Below are 15075 nucleotides of genomic sequence, written 5' to 3' on the forward strand. Positions count from 1 at the left end.
GACACCTTCATAGTCCCTGCTGCGATATTGCCACTTACTCGACGGAAGGTGGCAGAACCGTGCAGTGGACGAAACAGAACGAACAAACTGTGTATGAAAACCGCTGGTTCACCGTCAACCTGGCAGACGTGGAGCTGCCGGACGGCCGGCACCTGGATCACTTCCTCATACGGCTGCGGCCGGTCGCCGTGGCCACGGTGGTCAACGAGGCCAATGAAGTCCTCCTTCTGTGGCGCCACCGTTTCATCACCGACAGCTGGGGGTGGGAACTCGCGGCGGGCGTCGTCGAGGACGGCGAGGACATCGTCCGCGCGGCCGCCAGGGAACTGGAGGAGGAGACCGGCTGGCGGCCGGGACCTCTGCACCACCTCATGAGCGTGGAGCCCTCCAACGGGCTCACCGACGCCCGGCACCACATCTACTGGGCCGACGAGGGCGAGTACGTAGGGCATCCCGTGGACGACTTCGAGTCGGACCGCCGGGAATGGGTGCCTCTCAAGCTCGTCCCCGACATGGTCGCCCGTGGGGAGGTCCCGGCCGCCAACATGGCGGCCGCGTTACTGCTGCTGCACCATCTCAGGCTCGGTCAGGATGCCCGGCCCTGAAGTGACGCCCCGGAACTAGTGCCCGACGGCCTGCCAGATCGCCACGACGAGCGCACCCACGGCGGTGACTGCGGCGACCGCGGGCAGCGGCCAGCGCGCGTGTTCCAGTGCGTTGATCCGGGTGTTCAGCTCGTCGAGCTCCTTGGCGGTCTCCTCGGTGCGGTGGGTGAGCAGAGCCAGCCCGCCCTCCACACGGGCGTAGGCGACGTCGAGACGACGTCGTAACTCTGCGAGTTCTCCAGTGACGACCGGATGCTCGGGATCGACGGTCACGAGTCCGCTCCTTTCCGTAGTGGTCTCACATCCCTTGCATGCGCAGGGAAAGTGAACTCGCCTGGTGGACGCGTGGGGAGCGTGTGCGAGGGGCATATGCGGGCCCGGCGCGCACACGGTGTGTGAATGACGCGGGCCCGGCACCTTATCGGTGCCGGGCCCGTGTGGTTGGCCGGAATCTGACCGTCTGTAATCAGCCGTAGGTGTAGAAGCCGGAGTTCGTCTTGCGGCCCAGCCGGCCCGCGTCGACCATGCGCAGCAGCAGCGGGGGAGCGGCGTACAGCGGCTCCTTGAACTCGTCGTACATGCTCTGCGCCACCGACGCGACCGTGTCCAGGCCGATCAGGTCGGACAGCTTCAGCGGGCCCATCGGGTGGGCGCAGCCGAGCTCCATGCCGTTGTCGATGTCCTCGCGGCTGGCGATGCCCGACTCGAACATCCGGATCGCGGAGAGGAGATAGGGGATCAGCAGCGCGTTCACGACAAAGCCGGAGCGGTCCTGGGCGCGGATCGCGTGCTTGCCGAGCAGCTTCTCGGCGAAGGTCTGGGCGCGGGCGATCGTGCCCTCGGAGGTGGTGAGCGCCGGGATCAGCTCGACGAGCTTCTGCACGGGTGCCGGGTTGAAGAAGTGGACGCCGATGACCTGGTCGGGGCGCGAGGTGGCGACCGCCAGCTTCACCAGCGGGATCGAGGAGGTGTTGGAGGCCAGGATCGCGTCCGGCCGGGTCACGACCTGGTCGAGGACCTGGAAGATCTCGGTCTTCACCTGCTCGTTCTCGACGACGGCCTCGATCACCAGGTCACGGTCGGCGAACTCGCCGAGGTCCGTGGTGAAGGACAGCCGCGCCTGCGTCTCGTCCCGCTCCTCCTCGCTGATCTTGCCGCGCTCGGCGGCCTTGGCCAGGGAGTTGAGCAGCCGGGTACGGCCGATCTCCAGGGCCTCGCCGGTGGTCTCGGCGACCTTCACGTCCAGGCCGGAGCGGGCGCACACCTCGGCGATGCCCGCTCCCATCTGGCCGCAGCCCACCACGCCGACGCGTGCAATATCTCCGGAGATGCCGGTCACATCGTCCCCTTCGCTGATCCACGACTGCGGCAGGTCCGCCGTTGTTCGGCGCCTGCTCCAAACCTGCACGTTACCTTCGGCGAAGCTTGATCGATCGTTCGGGTGCCTCATGAAAGGCTGACGCGGGGATGGTCCGGTACGCCCGGATCCGTCTCGGGGTGGGCCTTTGACCACGGCACACGGAGGTACGAAGAAGATGCTGCACCGCAAGTCCCGGATCTCACGACGGGCGTTCACGGTGACCGCCCTGTCGGCACTCGTGGCCTCGGGCGGCGCGATGGCCGCAGGATCCGCCATGGCGGGCGGAAAGGACCGGGACCGGCGACGGGCGGCCCGGGAGATGCGCGGCGTGTGGGTGGCGACCGTGGCGAACCGGGACTGGCCCTCCGCGCAGGGGCTGACCGCGCAGAAGCAGCGCGCCGAGCTGATCGCCCACCTCGACGCGGCGGAGAAGTCCCACCTGAACACCGTGGTCCTCCAGGTACGGCCCACGGCCGACGCCCTGTGGCCCTCGCCGTACGAGCCGTGGTCGCAGGTCCTCACCGGTACCCAGGGCGAGGACCCCGGCTGGGACCCGCTGGGCACGGCCGTCGAAGAGGCCCACGCCCGCGGCCTTCAGCTGCACGCCTGGTTCAACCCGTACCGCATCGCCAACCACACGGACCTCGGCAAGCTGGCCGCTTCGCACCCCGCCCGGGTGCACGAGGACTGGGTGGTGTCGTACGGCGGCAAGCTCTACTACAACCCGGGGCTGCCCGAGGTCCGTGCCTTCGTGCAGCGGGCGATGCTCGACGCGGTGGAGAAGTACGAGATCGACGCCGTCCACTTCGACGACTACTTCTATCCCTATCCGGTGGCCGGCCAGACCTTCGACGACGACGAGGCCTACGACCGCTACGGCGGCGGCTTCGCGGTCCGGGCCGACTGGCGGCGGGACAACATCGACCAGCTGGTCCGCGAGATGGCGGCCGGCATCAGGAAGATCCGGCCCGGCACGGAGTTCGGCATCAGTCCGTTCGGCGTGTGGCGCAACGCCGGCACCGACCCGCTCGGCTCCGACACCCGGGCCGGGGTGCAGACGTACGACGATCTCTACGCCGACACCCGCAAGTGGGTCCGCGAGGGCTGGATCGACTACATCTGCCCGCAGCTGTACTGGTCGGCACACCCTCTTGACCAGCAGGTTCCTGCGAATTATGCAGTGCTCGTGCCCTGGTGGTCGGAGGTGGCGCGGGGCAGCAGGACGAAGCTGTACGTCGGTGAGGCGCTGTACAAGGCCGGTGATCCGGCGCAGCCTGACGAGTGGCGGGACCCGGCCGAACTCTCCCGGCATCTCACGCTGGCCGCGAAGTGTCCGGAAGTGCGGGGGCACGTCTTCTTCGCTGCGAAGGAGGTCGGGGCGGACCGGATCGGCGCGATGGCCCGCGTGGTTGCCGATCACTACCAGCAGCCAGCGAGGGCGCCGCGATGACGGACAGCGGTAGCTCGGGACTCGATGATCCCTACACCGTGCTGGCCAAGCTTCTTGATCAGCACAGCGAGCGAGAGCAGGACCACATTCGAGGGGCGTTGCTCAGAGCTGGGGCAGTTCCCCGGCAGCGACGCGCAGAACCGGCGGAGGTTACTCCGCTGCCTCGGAGGAAGCCCGGGGCTGCTGCCATCAAGGTTGTTGTGAGACGGCAAGGGTAGAGCCGTCCTGATGCCTGCACGGGGACGTGGATGGCTCCTCTCCAAGGAGAGGAGCCATCCGGCTACCACCGGATGGGGTGCAAGGTGCCACCGCTGCACACGGGGCAACGCACGCGCCGGGTGTGGCGGCACGTGGTGCACCCGTCGTAGCCGCAGCAGTCGGGGCACCAGATGGTACGGAAGCCGGTGCAGCACCCGCAGTACTGCGTAACCGGCTCAGCGATCACGGGGACGGGTGCCTCAGCGGCGTTCTCGCGCCGAGTGGACATGGCTGTGGTGACGCTCACCCGGATGACTCGGCCGGGAGCTGCGGAAGGTCTTGATCGTCGCCGCCTTCGTCCGTGTCGTCGATGACATCGGGGTCGGTCCATGACGTATCGGCCAGACGGCCGCCCCGGCTCTCCGCGACGCGGTGTACGTCGGTGAGTGCTTCAGTGAGCTGGACGGCCAGCAGGTGGAGTTCCCCCGGGGTCCACTTGCGTGCGTCGAGTACCGTTCTGGCTTCCTTGATCAGGTCGGCGGCCAAACCGAGCTGTACCGCTTCCATGTTGTCCGCGAGCCGTGAGAGATAGCCGCCGGAGCCATCTCCGGAGAGATAGCAGGGTTTGCCTCCCGAACCCGCCCACGGCAGAAGTCGCACTTCGGCGTACCGGGCCGATGGCTCCGTGCCGCGAATCCGGGACCCGATGGCTTGCGTCATGTCGTTGATCTCCATGGGGTTGATGGCCACGCCCCCGGGCCGTCCATCACGGCTGCGGGGGGCGTCTTTCACCAAGACCCTTCCGCCGGATGCCCGTTGCTCCCATCCCGCGGCCCTATAGAGCCGTCCTATATTTGGGGCATGGGGGAATTTCCCGGGAACCTGTGGTCCCATCCGCAGCTGGCGACGGCCGTCACCAGTGAGGACTGGGGCGCCGTTTTCCGCACGTACCGGAAACTCACCGGGTTGAGTCAGACGAAGCTCGGGGAACGCGTCGGCCTCGTCCAGCCCGACGTGTCCGACATCGAGCGTGGCCGTCGACGGGTGACCTCGGTGGAGGTGCGGCAGCGCATCATGGAGGGTCTCGGCGTTCCACCCGATTTCCGGTCCGCCAGCGTGCCACTGAACAGGGACACGGATCCCGTGCCAGGCCTGTCCCTTCCTGGCGCCGCGCCGGACGAAGACCTGTTGGCTCGCGTTACGAGCGTGGTCGACTCCTCGCACCGCGTGGACGCCGCGACTCTCGACTGGCTTGACCGGCTTCTCGCCGAGCACCGCCGCGCCGAGGACACCATCGGCTCACGGCCGCTCGTAGACGTGATGCGGCAACAGCTCCGGACCGTCGTCGACCTGTACGCGGGCGCGCGTGGCGACCTGGCCGACCGCGTGGTCCGTCTCGCGTCCGAGCATGCGCAGTTCCTCGCCTGGATGGCTCAGGACCAGGCGCAGACAGCTGCTGCGCTGGCTTGGTACGACCGGTCCCACGAATGGGCGTTGGAAGCAGGCGACGCCAACATGGCGGCCACGACGCTCAGCATGAAGGCACACATGGCGTGGTCCGGCGGGCGTGGGACTCGATGCGTACGCCTCGCTGAGGCGGCCCGCTGGTCGGCCCCCGGCACGTCTCCGGGAGTACAAGGCATGGCCGCGCAGATGGCCGCAAGGGGGCACGCCCTCGACGGCCAGGCGGACGACGCCGTTCGCCTGCTCGATGAAGCTGAGGGGCTGATCAGACGAGCCTCGGAGCATCCCGAGGACGAACCAGTGTGGATGTACTTCTACGACGAGACATGGTTCACCCTTCAACGCGGGATGACGGCGCTGCACCTGGGCGACTGGCGGGCAGCGGTGGATCACATCACGGTGGGGCTCGACGCGTTGCCGGACGAGTACCGGCGCGACAAGACGTGGTACCGCGCCTGTCTGGCGCACGCCCTCGCAGGGGCGGGTGAATCGGCGCAGGCCGGTTCCGTAGCTGTGGCGAGCGTCCCCGATGCGGCTGCGGTTGGGCGTCCTCACTCTTGGAACGAGCTGCACACCACAGCCGCCTTGCTGATGCGGCGGGGGGCAAAAGAAGGTCAGCAACTGGTTGCCGCTCTCCGAGAGTTCGACTGACTCGGCGGGCTGCTGCTCTCTGTTGGCGGCTTGTGCCTGAGTTGGATGAATGGCGCGGTGTGGGCACGCCGCCGGCCGTAGAGGCTTTGGGCGGGAGCTGCCATGGGGCGAGTGAACAGGGGGCCTTACGCTCGCCAGCGGATCGGGCAGTCTCTTGGAGCCTGCCCGCATTAGCCCGATCGGCCCCCTGTTCTTCGAGGCTCGCCCCATGGTGGCTGCCTAGAGCCTCGTAGGCCGTCGGCCCCCAGCCCGAGAGGGTGTGTGCCGGGTGCCAGCGCAGGGCGGTCAGGCTTGGCCGGTGCTGGCGTGAAGGCTGGCCGGTGAGTGTCGCGGGGCCGGATCGGTGCCGTGGGTGCTGGAGGCCGTGAGCCTCGGGCCATAGTCCACGGAACAGGGGCGGGCAAGGTTGGCGTGCTGGAGCTGGCGCAGATCTCAGGTCGCCTCGTCCGCGCCGGGGCGGCGGCGCCCAGGACCGGACCGGCCGAAGGCCGCATGCCGGGCCGGGGTGCGGCAAGCCGCATCCGGCGGCGCGCCGAAGGCGCGCCTGGAGAAAGTGAAGACAGATTCCGACACCTGCTCCACACCGCTGCCCGATCCCGCCTCCCGGTGGGCACATGGTCCGGAGCGCAACCGGGTCGGACAGCTTCCCTCTGGCAACCTGATGACGGCGGCACCAGCTCTCTCCGGGCGTGCTCCAAATGCCCAGCATTCGACCGGGGTTGGCCTACGCTCCCGTGACACCATCCGAGCACATCGCGCAACTCATCCGGATAAGTGGTTGACCCGACGGTCGGGGCGAGCGATCATAACCACCCCTAACTCATCCGGATAAGTGGTCCGGTGGGTGTGTTGTGGAGGTGCCTTGTGTCCAGTTCCTCGTCTGAGGTGACCACGTCGCATAACCGCTCCGCCGAGCTGGAACGCGAGAAGCGACTGTGGACGATGTCCGATGTTGACCGGGACATCAGCCGCCTGGTGAAAGATCCCCTGTTCTCACGCTGGAAAGAGCAGATCAAGGCCATCGGGGGGTGTGCCCATCCGGTCTACCTGTCCGGCTCCACTCTCACCAGCGATGCCGTCACCGGTGAGGTGATCTCGTCCTACTCCACGGCCGGGGAACCCGGTGAACGCCTGGCCGTGCGCTGCCGCAACCGGCGGGCCTCGGTCTGCGAGCCGTGTGCCTACCTGCACGCGGGCGACACCTTCCAGCTGATCCGTGCGGGCCTGTCCGGCGGCAAGAACGTTCCCGCCACGGTGCGGGGGCAGCCCCGCCTGTTCGTCACCCTGACGGCCCCCTCCTTCGGCCCCGTACACCGGGTGCTCGAAGGGGAGTACTGCCGACCTCGCCGGGATGATCCGCGCTGCGAGCACGGGCGGCGCCTCGGCTGCGGCCTGGTGCACGCCGAGGATGACCCGCTGGCCGGTCTGCCGCTGTGCCCGGACTGCTACGACTACGTCGGCCACGTGCTGTGGCACGCGCACGCGGGGCGGCTGTGGGACCGGTTCACCACCGCCGTACGGCGCCACCTGGCCTCTGCGGGAGGCATAGCCCGCTCGAAGCTGCGTGACCACCTGGTGGTGTCCTTCGCCAAGGCCGCCGAGTACCAGAAACGGGCAGCGATCCACTTCCATGCGGTGGTGCGCCTCGACGGTCCAGCCGGTCCCGGCGCACCCTCCCCGGACTGGGCCACGGCCGAACTGCTCACCGATGCCGTGCACGCGGCTGCCGCAGCGGCGAACGTGCGCGTCCCGGAATCCGACGCCTACGGGACCGAACTCCTCATGTTCGGTGGGCAATTGGCGGTACGGCCGATCTGGGCCTTCGCCGACGACGAGGGGCCTACCGATGAGGCGGTCGCCGCCTACGTGGCCAAGTACGTGTCCAAGGGAACCGCCGAAACCGGCGCCGGACTGGACTACCGCGTCACCACCCTGGACGACATCCACGCGGCCGTCGTCACCCATCACGTACGCGCCCTGATGGGCACCTGCTGGCGCCTGGGCGGCCTGCCCGAACTGGAACACCTCCGACTCCGCTCCTGGGCCCACAGCCTCGGCTACCGAGGCCACATCCTCACCAAATCCCGCCGCTACTCCACCACCTACGGCGCACTGCGCGAGGAACGAGCCGAATACCAGCGCGGCACTCCCGGGGCGACCGACAACCCGGACGTCATCACAGAGTCGAACTGGCGATACGCCGGATCCGGCCACACCCCCGGCGCCGCCCTCTTCGCCGCAGGCATCGCCGAAGACATCGCCATAAACCGCCAACTGGCACGCGAAGCACGAGAGGACGCAGAGCAGTGGGGAGAGTGGCTGTGACCAACTCGGAGAAGAAGGGGAAGAAAACGCAGCCCGTCAAAGTGATCTCCCGCAGGCGAGCCGTTGAGCGCGGTGAACGGGTGACGGTTCGCGTGTATCGGGTAAGTGAGGCCGGAAGTAGGACGCTCGTCCGGATAAAGAAATCGTGACACAAAGGAATCCCGGCTCCCTTGAGGGGGGGGCCGGGATTCCTTTCCGCTCTCAGAAACCCGGTGTGAAAGCGTCCTCTCGAATTACCAGGCGCTCTCTCACATCCTCGGGAATCAGGAGGTCGGCCTCAAGATCGTTAGACTCGTTGTAGCCCACTTCAAACTTGATGCCTGCGCGTAGGAGATCTTGAGACATGGCTTCCATGCCTCCCGTCTGCCACTGCTCTTGATACGTGCTCCCGCCATGAACGAGGACCCACCTGTCTTTGGTGCTCTCCGGATCGATTTCGTCCAACTGATTGAGCAGCGACTGAAGGGTTTCCTCAGCGGTTTCCTTGACGAACCCGCCTCGGTCGAACCGCCCCCCTGGGGCGAGGCCCTCCATGTAGTACTTGATGGATGCTTCCACCTGGCGTACCTGCTCCCGCTTTTCCGCGCCACGGGCGTACTCCCTGTATTCAACGGGGTGATGCCCAAGCTCCTCAAGCACGGCCTCGATGAGCGCTGCGTAAAGCTCTTCAGGAGGTGTTCCCTTGCCCCCACATACGCGGCAGCGAAGGTACTTGTACCGAACTCCGCGGCTGGTGGATGTTCGGACGGTGTAGTTTCCCTTGCAGTTGCGGCACACAATGACTCCCAGGAACTTCGTTGCCCCCGGAGTCCAGGCATTCTCGTTGGTTCTGCTGGCGCGGTCCAAAACGCGCTGTAGCTTGTCGAATTCCATCTGTTTCAGGATAGGTTTCGCGACCCTGATTGGATTTCCCTTGGGATCGAGAACCTCCTTCGATCGATTCCGTCCAGATCGCCCATCGACTTCAACGCGAACTCCTTTGATTGCCGGGTTGCGAAGCAGAATCAAGATTGTGGTTGACGTCCATTTTCCACCGTTGGCTCCCGGGATTCTCGCGCGATTGAGAACCTTGGCCATTTTCGAGGCGGAGACGCCGCGCAGTGCCGCTCCGTATGCCCACCGCAGGACCTTATTGCCGAGCGGGTCAATTGCTAGCCGAACTTTTCCGTCCTCGCCCTTCTCCGTCACGTATCCGTACGAAGGTCGACCGACAATCCAGGCATCTTGAGTCTTGGCGTGCTGCCACAAGGAAGCAACCCGAATACCGGTGTTCGCGGCTTCAATTTCCGCCATGCCAGCGATAAGAGAGACGATCGTCTTGCCCATCGTGCTGGATAGGTCGATTGGGTCGTGAAGAGACTTGAGATTCTTCCCGTATTCCTGGCACCAGTTGATGATGACTTGAAGGTCCAGGATGCGGCGCACGAAACGGTCAAGCTTCCAGAACATCAGGACGTCGAACTCTGGGGACCGGTCGTTGAGCCAGCTTCCCAGTTCCTTACGTTTCCACGGTGGAACCTTGGTAGCCGAGACGTTCAGGTCCCTGGCGACCCCCACCACCCTGACCCTGTCGTCGTTCGCCTTGCGCCAGAGGTCCAGCTCTTGGCGTACCGGAGACGTTGTGTCGTCGGTCAGGACGGACAGGCGGACCGAGAGCAGCGCGCGCGGAGAGTCCTCCGGGAGTTGCTCGTTCACGGCCTTGAGGTGCGCAAGCTCGGTCAGCTCGCCCTCAGTCCATGAGTGCTCAAGGCTTGCTTTCGCGGTCGTCATGTGTCCAGCCTAGCGGCGTTGTCACACTGGATACACATGCCCGCAGCTGTACTGGAACATCGGCTTCGCCGCCGCCGACTACGCCAAGCTCGTGCCCTGGTGGTCGGAGGTCGCGCGGGGCAGCAGGACGAAGCTGTACGTCGGAGAGGCGCTGTACAAGGCCGGTGACCCGGCGCAGCCCGCGGCCTGGCAGGAGCCGGCCGAACTGTCCCGGCACCTCACGCTGACCAAGGACCACCCGGAGGTCTGCGGGCACGTCTACTTCGCCGCGAAGGACGTGGCGACCGACCGGATCGGGGCCATGGCACGGGTCGTCGCCGACCACTACGGGCAGCCGGCGATTCCCCCGCGCTGACGGCTCGCCCAGCTACTTGATCGTGTTCCTGTGACGGATCTCGGTGTCCGGGCCGGGGGAGCACAGGCCCTCGTGCCCGTCCTCGAAGCGGACGCGGTACGGAGGGTTGCCCTCCTGGCCCATGACTTCGACGATCTCGCCGACCTTGTCGTGTTGCCCGACCACCCTGCCGTGCTGGACAAGCTGGTCGCCCACGGTTGCACGCATCTGTCGGTCCTCCTCACCAGGAGCGGGAGCAGCGGTCCGTGGCCTTGAGTCTACGGCGTGGAGCGGTGGTGGGAAGTGGGTCGCCAGGGCCCGCTCAGCCACGCGCCCGCTGGGTCACGGCGATGCACACGAGCACCGCCGCGGCCGTGAGCGGGGCGGCCACTGTCAGGTGCTCGCCCAGCAGCAGCACCGACCACACCAGTGTGAGCAGGGGCTGGGCCAACTGCAACTGGCTGGCCTTCGGGATGCCGATGGCCGCCATGCCCCGGTACCAGACGACCAGGCCCAGGAACTGCGACCCCGCCGCGACCCACAGCACTCCGGTGACACTGTGCGCGGTCAGCTGGACGGGCTCGTACGACAGCGCCAGTACGGCGGCCGGCACGCTCAGCGGCAGGCACAGCACCAGCGCCCAGCCGACGACCTGCCAGCCCGGCATGCTCCGGGCCAGCCGGCCGCCCTCGGTGTAACCGGCCGCGCACACCAGCAGGGCCGCGAAGAGATACAGGTCGGCCGTGGTCAGGCTGCCGCCGCTCTGCTGCACGGTGAACGCGACTACCGCGGCCGCCCCGGCGAGCGCCGCCGTCCAGAAGGTGCGGGAGGGGCGGGTGCCGACGCGCAGGGCCGAGAACAGCGCGGTGGTGAGCGGGAGCAGCCCGACCACGACCGCCGCGTGCGCGGTGGTGGACGTCTGGAGCGCGAGCGTGGTGAGGAGGGGGAAACCGAGCACCACACCCACGGCGACCACCGCGAGGCCCGCCCGGTGCCGGCGGGCGGGAAGAGGCACGCGCAGGGCGAGCAGACAGCCGCCCGCGATGAGCGCGGCCAGCACGCTGCGCACGGCGACCAGGGACCAGGGGCCGAAGCCCTCCAGGCCCCAGGCGGTGGCCGGGAAGGTGAGGGAGAAGGCCGCGACACCGAGGGCGGCCTGGAGGGTGCCGACCGAATTGCCGGGCCGACCGCTGACCGCTATCCCGATCGGGGCGATAGCGCTACTCTGTGTTCTCATGCACGAGCGTAGCAGTGTGGCTGACCTGGCGGAACAGCTGCGAAGGGAACTCGACCGCTACTCTCCTGGTGGAAAGCTCCCGTCGAGCCGGGCGCTGGTCGAGCGGTTCCGGGTGAGCCCGGTGACCGTCTCGCGCGCCCTCGCGCAGCTCACCGCCGAGGGGCTGGTGGTGACCCGGCCCGGTGCAGGCGCCTTCCGCGCCCGGCCGCGCGTCCCGCTCGCGGCGGCGGGCGACACCTCCTGGCAGGAGGTCGCCCTCAGCGCCGACGGCGCCGCCGACGTCGTACCGCGCACCGTGGACGCCTCCGGTGTCACCGTTTGTCTCGCCACGCCGCCGCCCGGGGTGATCGAGTTCAGCGGCGGCTATCCGCACCCCTCCCTCCAGCCCGAGAAGGCCATGGCTGCGGCGCTGTCCCGGGCCGGCCGCCGACCCGGGGCCTGGGGCCGGCCGCCCCTGGACGGACTGCCCGAGCTGCGCGAGTGGTTCGCCCGCGAGATCGGCGGCACCGTCACCGCCGCCGAGGTGCTGATCGCGGCGGGCGGCCAGTCCGCGCTGACCACCGCACTGCGCGCGCTCGCCCCGCCCGGTGCCCCGGTGCTGGTCGAGTCGCCCACCTACCCCGGCATGCTGGCCATCGCCCGCGCGGCCGGACTGCGCCCGGTGCCCGTGCCGGTGGACTCGGACGGAGTGAAGCCCGCCCTGCTCGCCGACGCGTTCCGCGCCACCGGCGCCCGGGTCTTCGTCTGCCAGCCGCTCTTCCAGAACCCGACCGGCGCGGTCCTCGCCCCCGAGCGCCGCCCGGAGGTGCTGCGCATCGCGCGCGAGGCCGGCGCCTTCGTCGTGGAGGACGACTTCGTACGGCGCCTGGTGCACGAGGACGCGGGCCTGCTGCCGGGTCCGCTCGCCGCCGACGACTCCGACGGCGTCGTCGTGCATGTCTCCTCGCTCACCAAGGCGACCTCGCCCAGCTTCCGGGTCGGTGCCCTCACCGCCCGCGGACCGGTCCTGGAACGGCTGCGCGCCATCCAGGTCGTCGACACCTTCTTCGTGTCCCGCCCGCTCCAGGAGGCGGCCCTGGAACTCGTCGGCTCGCCCTCCTGGCCCCGCCATCTGCGGGCCCTGTCCGCCGAACTCAGGGCCCGCCGCGACGCCATGACCGCGGGCCTGCGGCTGCACCTGCCCGAACTCGCCCTCCCGCACATCCCGTCCGGCGGCTACCACCTCTGGCTCCGCCTGCCCGACGGCACTGGGGGCACCTCCCAGGCTTTCGGCCCTGGGGGAGAGTCCGCCCTGACCTCCGCCGCCCTGCGCGCGGGGGTCGCGATCACTCCCGGCCGCCCGTACTTCAGCGCGGAGCCGCCTGCGGGGCATCTGCGGTTGAGTTTCGCGGCGGTCGCCCGGGCCGGGGAGATCACGGAGGGGGTGCGGCGACTGCGGGCGGCGTGCGACGAGGTGCTCTAGCCGCGGGGGAGCGGAGCGATGCCGCACACGAACTCGGCGGATTCGAAGAGTTCCGGGGTCAGGCGTATCCCCGTGAGGCGGTGGGCCAGGGCGAAGGCGGCCTCCGTGTGCAGGGCGTAGTCACGGTCGCGGCCGCTGCGGAGGTCGAAGCCCGACTCCCGCATGTCCGTGAGGAGTTCATCGGCGTGGCTGCCGTCGCGGGAGTAGGGGAAGAGGGGCTCGAAGTGCAGGCGTCTCTCGCCGTCCTCGAACCAGAAGAAGTGGTCCACCGCGTTGATGTTGCGGAAGTGGGAGACCACTCTGCGGCCGCGCGAGACCGGGAGCATGGCCGCGGGGGTGACTCCGAGAAAGCCGTTGAACTCCACCATCAGGGACCAGTCGCCGACGGCGGTGACGCCGACGAAAGGGCCGTCGCCCTCGTGGTACTCCCAAGCGTCGTAGCAGGGTTCACTCAACGCGTCCACGCCGGTCTGGCTGGGCTCCGGCTCGGCCTTCAGCTTGATCTAGCGCGGAACCCCGGGCGTTTACGCCAGGGAGGAAGCGCTTCTCTGGATCGCTCTGACCCGCAGGTGTCCACGAGTCTGCGCTGTGGGCCTCAGCCGGGTCGCTTCTGGTTCTCGATGTACTCCTTGATGATCTCCAGCGGTGCTCCGCCGCACGAGGCTGCGAAGTACGAAGGCGACCAGAAGTGGTCACCCCACAGGTACTTGCGGATATGGGCTGGGAACTCCTGGCGGAGCCGCCGGGCGGAGACGCCCTTGAGGGATCCGACCAGCCGGGACAAGGCGACTTTGGGTGGGTAGTGCACCAGCAGGTGGACGTGGTCCCTTTCCCCGTTGAACTCCACCAGCTCGGTGTTGAAGTCCGCGCACACGTCACACATGACCTCTTCGCAGCGCTGCAGGATCTCATCGGTGAACGGGCCGCGCCGGTACTTTGGCGTGAAGACCAAGTGCGCGTGAAGGGTGTAGACGACTGTTCTACCCCTGCGAATGTTGGGGTTTGGTTCCCAGCGTGGTGACATAGACCAATGCTACGATCACGCCCGTGAAACTCGTTGTGCAGGTGAAGCTGATGCCGGAGGCCGAGCAGGCCGCCGCGCTTATGGCGACCCTGCGCACGGTCAACGAGGCCGCCAACTGGGTATCGGCGGTGGCGTTCGAGCAGGGTGTGCCGCGCGAGTACGAGCTGCGCAGGCACACCTACGCCCAGTTGAAGGGGCGCGGTCTGGGCGCGCAAGCCGCCCAGCACACCATCAAGAAGGTCCGCGACGCCTACACGACACTCAAGGCCAACATCAAGGCCGGAAACCTCGGCAGACCGGGCTCGAAGCGGCGCCAGAAGGCCGAGTCCAAGCCCATCGCCTTCCGGCCCGAGGCAGCCCAGCCGTACGACGACCGGTGCTTGTCCTGGCAGTACGACGCGCAGACGGTATCCATCTGGACCACCACCGGACGCATCCGGGGTGTGCGGTTCGTCTGCTCCGCCGACGGCCTGAAGATCCTCCAGCAGTACCGCAAGGGCGAATCGGATCTGATCGAACGCGACGGTGCGTTGTACCTGGTCGCCACGTGCGAGGTGCCCGAGGCTGAAGAGTACGAGCCCGGCCACTTCATCGGCGTCGATCTCGGCATCGTCAACATCGCCACCACCTCCACCGGCTACCAGGCCGCCGGGCGTGGCCTGAACCGGCGCCGCACACGCGAGCGTGACCTGCGCGGCAAGCTCCAGAAGAAGAACACCAAGTCCGCCAGGAGGCGGCTCAAGGCCCGTGCCCGCAAAGAGCAGCGGCATGTGAAGAACACCAACCACGTCATCGCGAAACGCATCGTGACCGAGGCTGAAGGCACCTCGGCCGGAATCGCCCTGGAAGACCTGGGCGGCATCCGGCAGAGGGTACGGCTCCGCAAGCCCCAACGGGTCACGCTCCACTCCTGGGCCTTCGCCCAGCTCGGAGAGTTCATCGCGTACAAGGCACGCCGCGCGGGCGTGCCCGTGGTCCACGTCGATGCCGCCTACACCTCGCAGACGTACTGCGAGTGCGGGCACGTCGACAAGAAGAACCGGGTCGACCAGGCCCTTTTCCTCTGCCGGAACTGCGGGGTCGTTGCCCACGCGGACCGGAACGCTTCCCACAACATCGCCCATCGAGGCGCCGTGGTGTGGAACGCGGGGCGTGAGTCACGCGTCCCTGCCACCCCGTAAGGGGTGTCTGGACG

At 67.9% G+C, this 15075-nt stretch carries 14 protein-coding genes and 1 pseudogene; 7 read left to right on the top strand and 8 right to left on the bottom strand.

The genetic code is table 11. From position 1 onward, the window contains the following. The first annotated feature begins 59 nt into the window (after window positions 1-59). Complete coding sequence (locus tag ACFU95_RS29245; RefSeq protein ID WP_383833100.1) at window positions 60-605, top strand: NUDIX hydrolase; 546 nt, start codon at window positions 60-62, stop codon at window positions 603-605. 15 nt (window positions 606-620) lie between these two features. Here ACFU95_RS29245 and ACFU95_RS29250 read toward each other — a convergent pair whose 3' ends face one another. Beyond that, window positions 621-878, bottom strand: coding sequence for a hypothetical protein (locus ACFU95_RS29250; RefSeq protein ID WP_383833103.1), 258 nt, complete (start codon window positions 876-878; stop codon window positions 621-623). 193 nt (window positions 879-1071) lie between these two features. Further along, on the bottom strand, window positions 1072-1944 hold the full coding sequence (locus tag ACFU95_RS29255) for a 3-hydroxybutyryl-CoA dehydrogenase (protein WP_383833107.1): 873 nt from the start codon (window positions 1942-1944) through the stop codon (window positions 1072-1074). Between the two features lie 196 nt (window positions 1945-2140). Here ACFU95_RS29255 and ACFU95_RS29260 point away from each other — a divergent pair, with 196 nt between their 5' ends. Then, a complete protein-coding gene (locus tag ACFU95_RS29260; RefSeq protein WP_383833303.1) occupies window positions 2141-3415 on the top strand; it encodes a glycoside hydrolase family 10 protein in 1275 nt (424 codons plus the stop codon). A 501-nt stretch (window positions 3416-3916) separates the two neighbouring features. On the opposite strand, the gene ACFU95_RS29265 is transcribed toward ACFU95_RS29260, so the two are convergent. Continuing rightward, complete coding sequence (locus ACFU95_RS29265) at window positions 3917-4363, bottom strand: hypothetical protein (RefSeq protein WP_383833109.1); 447 nt, start codon at window positions 4361-4363, stop codon at window positions 3917-3919. A 111-nt stretch (window positions 4364-4474) separates the two neighbouring features. On the opposite strand from ACFU95_RS29265, the gene ACFU95_RS29270 reads away from it, so the two are divergent. Continuing rightward, complete coding sequence (locus ACFU95_RS29270; protein WP_383833306.1) at window positions 4475-5728, top strand: helix-turn-helix domain-containing protein; 1254 nt, start codon at window positions 4475-4477, stop codon at window positions 5726-5728. A 942-nt stretch (window positions 5729-6670) separates the two neighbouring features. Further along, entirely contained in the window at window positions 6671-8053 is a 1383-nt protein-coding gene (locus ACFU95_RS29275; RefSeq protein ID WP_383833309.1) for a replication initiator, read from the top strand. A 201-nt stretch (window positions 8054-8254) separates the two neighbouring features. Here the strand turns inward: ACFU95_RS29275 and ACFU95_RS29280 are convergent, their stop codons facing one another. Continuing rightward, the gene (locus tag ACFU95_RS29280; protein ID WP_383833112.1) at window positions 8255-9823 is read right to left on the bottom strand and encodes a recombinase family protein; all 1569 of its coding nucleotides are present in this window, start codon (window positions 9821-9823) and stop codon (window positions 8255-8257) included. A 31-nt stretch (window positions 9824-9854) separates the two neighbouring features. Here ACFU95_RS29280 and ACFU95_RS29285 point away from each other — a divergent pair. Continuing rightward, window positions 9855-10178 (top strand): annotated as a pseudogene (locus ACFU95_RS29285) (hypothetical protein); the annotation flags it as partial. Between the two features lie 12 nt (window positions 10179-10190). Here ACFU95_RS29285 and ACFU95_RS29290 read toward each other — a convergent pair. Continuing rightward, complete coding sequence (locus ACFU95_RS29290; protein WP_030050395.1) at window positions 10191-10385, bottom strand: DUF1918 domain-containing protein; 195 nt, start codon at window positions 10383-10385, stop codon at window positions 10191-10193. A gap of 94 nt (window positions 10386-10479) precedes the next feature. Then, window positions 10480-11394 carry a DMT family transporter gene (locus ACFU95_RS29295; RefSeq protein WP_383833115.1) on the bottom strand — a complete coding sequence of 305 codons (915 nt, stop codon included), beginning with the start codon at window positions 11392-11394 and terminating at the stop codon, window positions 10480-10482. On the opposite strand from ACFU95_RS29295, the gene ACFU95_RS29300 reads away from it, so the two are divergent. Beyond that, window positions 11393-12856 (top strand): PLP-dependent aminotransferase family protein, encoded by a 1464-nt coding sequence (locus ACFU95_RS29300; RefSeq protein ID WP_383833118.1) that lies wholly within the window; start codon window positions 11393-11395, stop codon window positions 12854-12856. The genes ACFU95_RS29295 and ACFU95_RS29300 overlap by 2 nt on opposite strands. Here the strand turns inward: ACFU95_RS29300 and ACFU95_RS29305 are convergent. Further along, the gene (locus tag ACFU95_RS29305; RefSeq protein ID WP_383833312.1) at window positions 12853-13359 is read right to left on the bottom strand and encodes a DUF6461 domain-containing protein; all 507 of its coding nucleotides are present in this window, start codon (window positions 13357-13359) and stop codon (window positions 12853-12855) included. The two genes, ACFU95_RS29300 and ACFU95_RS29305, sit on opposite strands and share 4 nt — an antisense overlap. 92 nt (window positions 13360-13451) lie before the next feature. After that, window positions 13452-13880, bottom strand: coding sequence for an IS200/IS605 family transposase (gene tnpA, locus ACFU95_RS29310; protein WP_383833121.1), 429 nt, complete (start codon window positions 13878-13880; stop codon window positions 13452-13454). A 50-nt stretch (window positions 13881-13930) separates the two neighbouring features. Between tnpA and ACFU95_RS29315 the strand changes: the two genes are divergently transcribed. After that, window positions 13931-15061, top strand: a complete 1131-nt coding sequence (locus ACFU95_RS29315) for an RNA-guided endonuclease InsQ/TnpB family protein (RefSeq protein WP_383833315.1) — start codon at window positions 13931-13933, stop codon at window positions 15059-15061. Window positions 15062-15075 lie beyond the last annotated feature (14 nt).

Origin of the sequence: Streptomyces sp. NPDC057623, from assembly GCF_042800355.1 — a bacterium.
Taxonomy (GTDB): Bacteria; Actinomycetota; Actinomycetes; order Streptomycetales; family Streptomycetaceae; genus Streptomyces.

Coding starts and splice junctions, on each gene's coding strand:
- ACFU95_RS29260 (WP_383833303.1), top strand. CDS start 2,141: ATGCTGCACCGCAAGTCCCGGATCTCACGACGGGCGTTCACGGTGACC.
- ACFU95_RS29270 (WP_383833306.1), top strand. CDS start 4,475: ATGGGGGAATTTCCCGGGAACCTGTGGTCCCATCCGCAGCTGGCGACG.
- ACFU95_RS29275 (WP_383833309.1), top strand. CDS start 6,671: ATGTCCGATGTTGACCGGGACATCAGCCGCCTGGTGAAAGATCCCCTG.
- ACFU95_RS29280 (WP_383833112.1), bottom strand. CDS start 9,823: ATGACGACCGCGAAAGCAAGCCTTGAGCACTCATGGACTGAGGGCGAG.
- ACFU95_RS29290 (WP_030050395.1), bottom strand. CDS start 10,385: ATGCGTGCAACCGTGGGCGACCAGCTTGTCCAGCACGGCAGGGTGGTC.
- ACFU95_RS29300 (WP_383833118.1), top strand. CDS start 11,393: ATGCACGAGCGTAGCAGTGTGGCTGACCTGGCGGAACAGCTGCGAAGG.
- ACFU95_RS29295 (WP_383833115.1), bottom strand. CDS start 11,394: ATGAGAACACAGAGTAGCGCTATCGCCCCGATCGGGATAGCGGTCAGC.
- tnpA (WP_383833121.1), bottom strand. CDS start 13,880: ATGTCACCACGCTGGGAACCAAACCCCAACATTCGCAGGGGTAGAACA.
- ACFU95_RS29315 (WP_383833315.1), top strand. CDS start 13,931: ATGCCGGAGGCCGAGCAGGCCGCCGCGCTTATGGCGACCCTGCGCACG.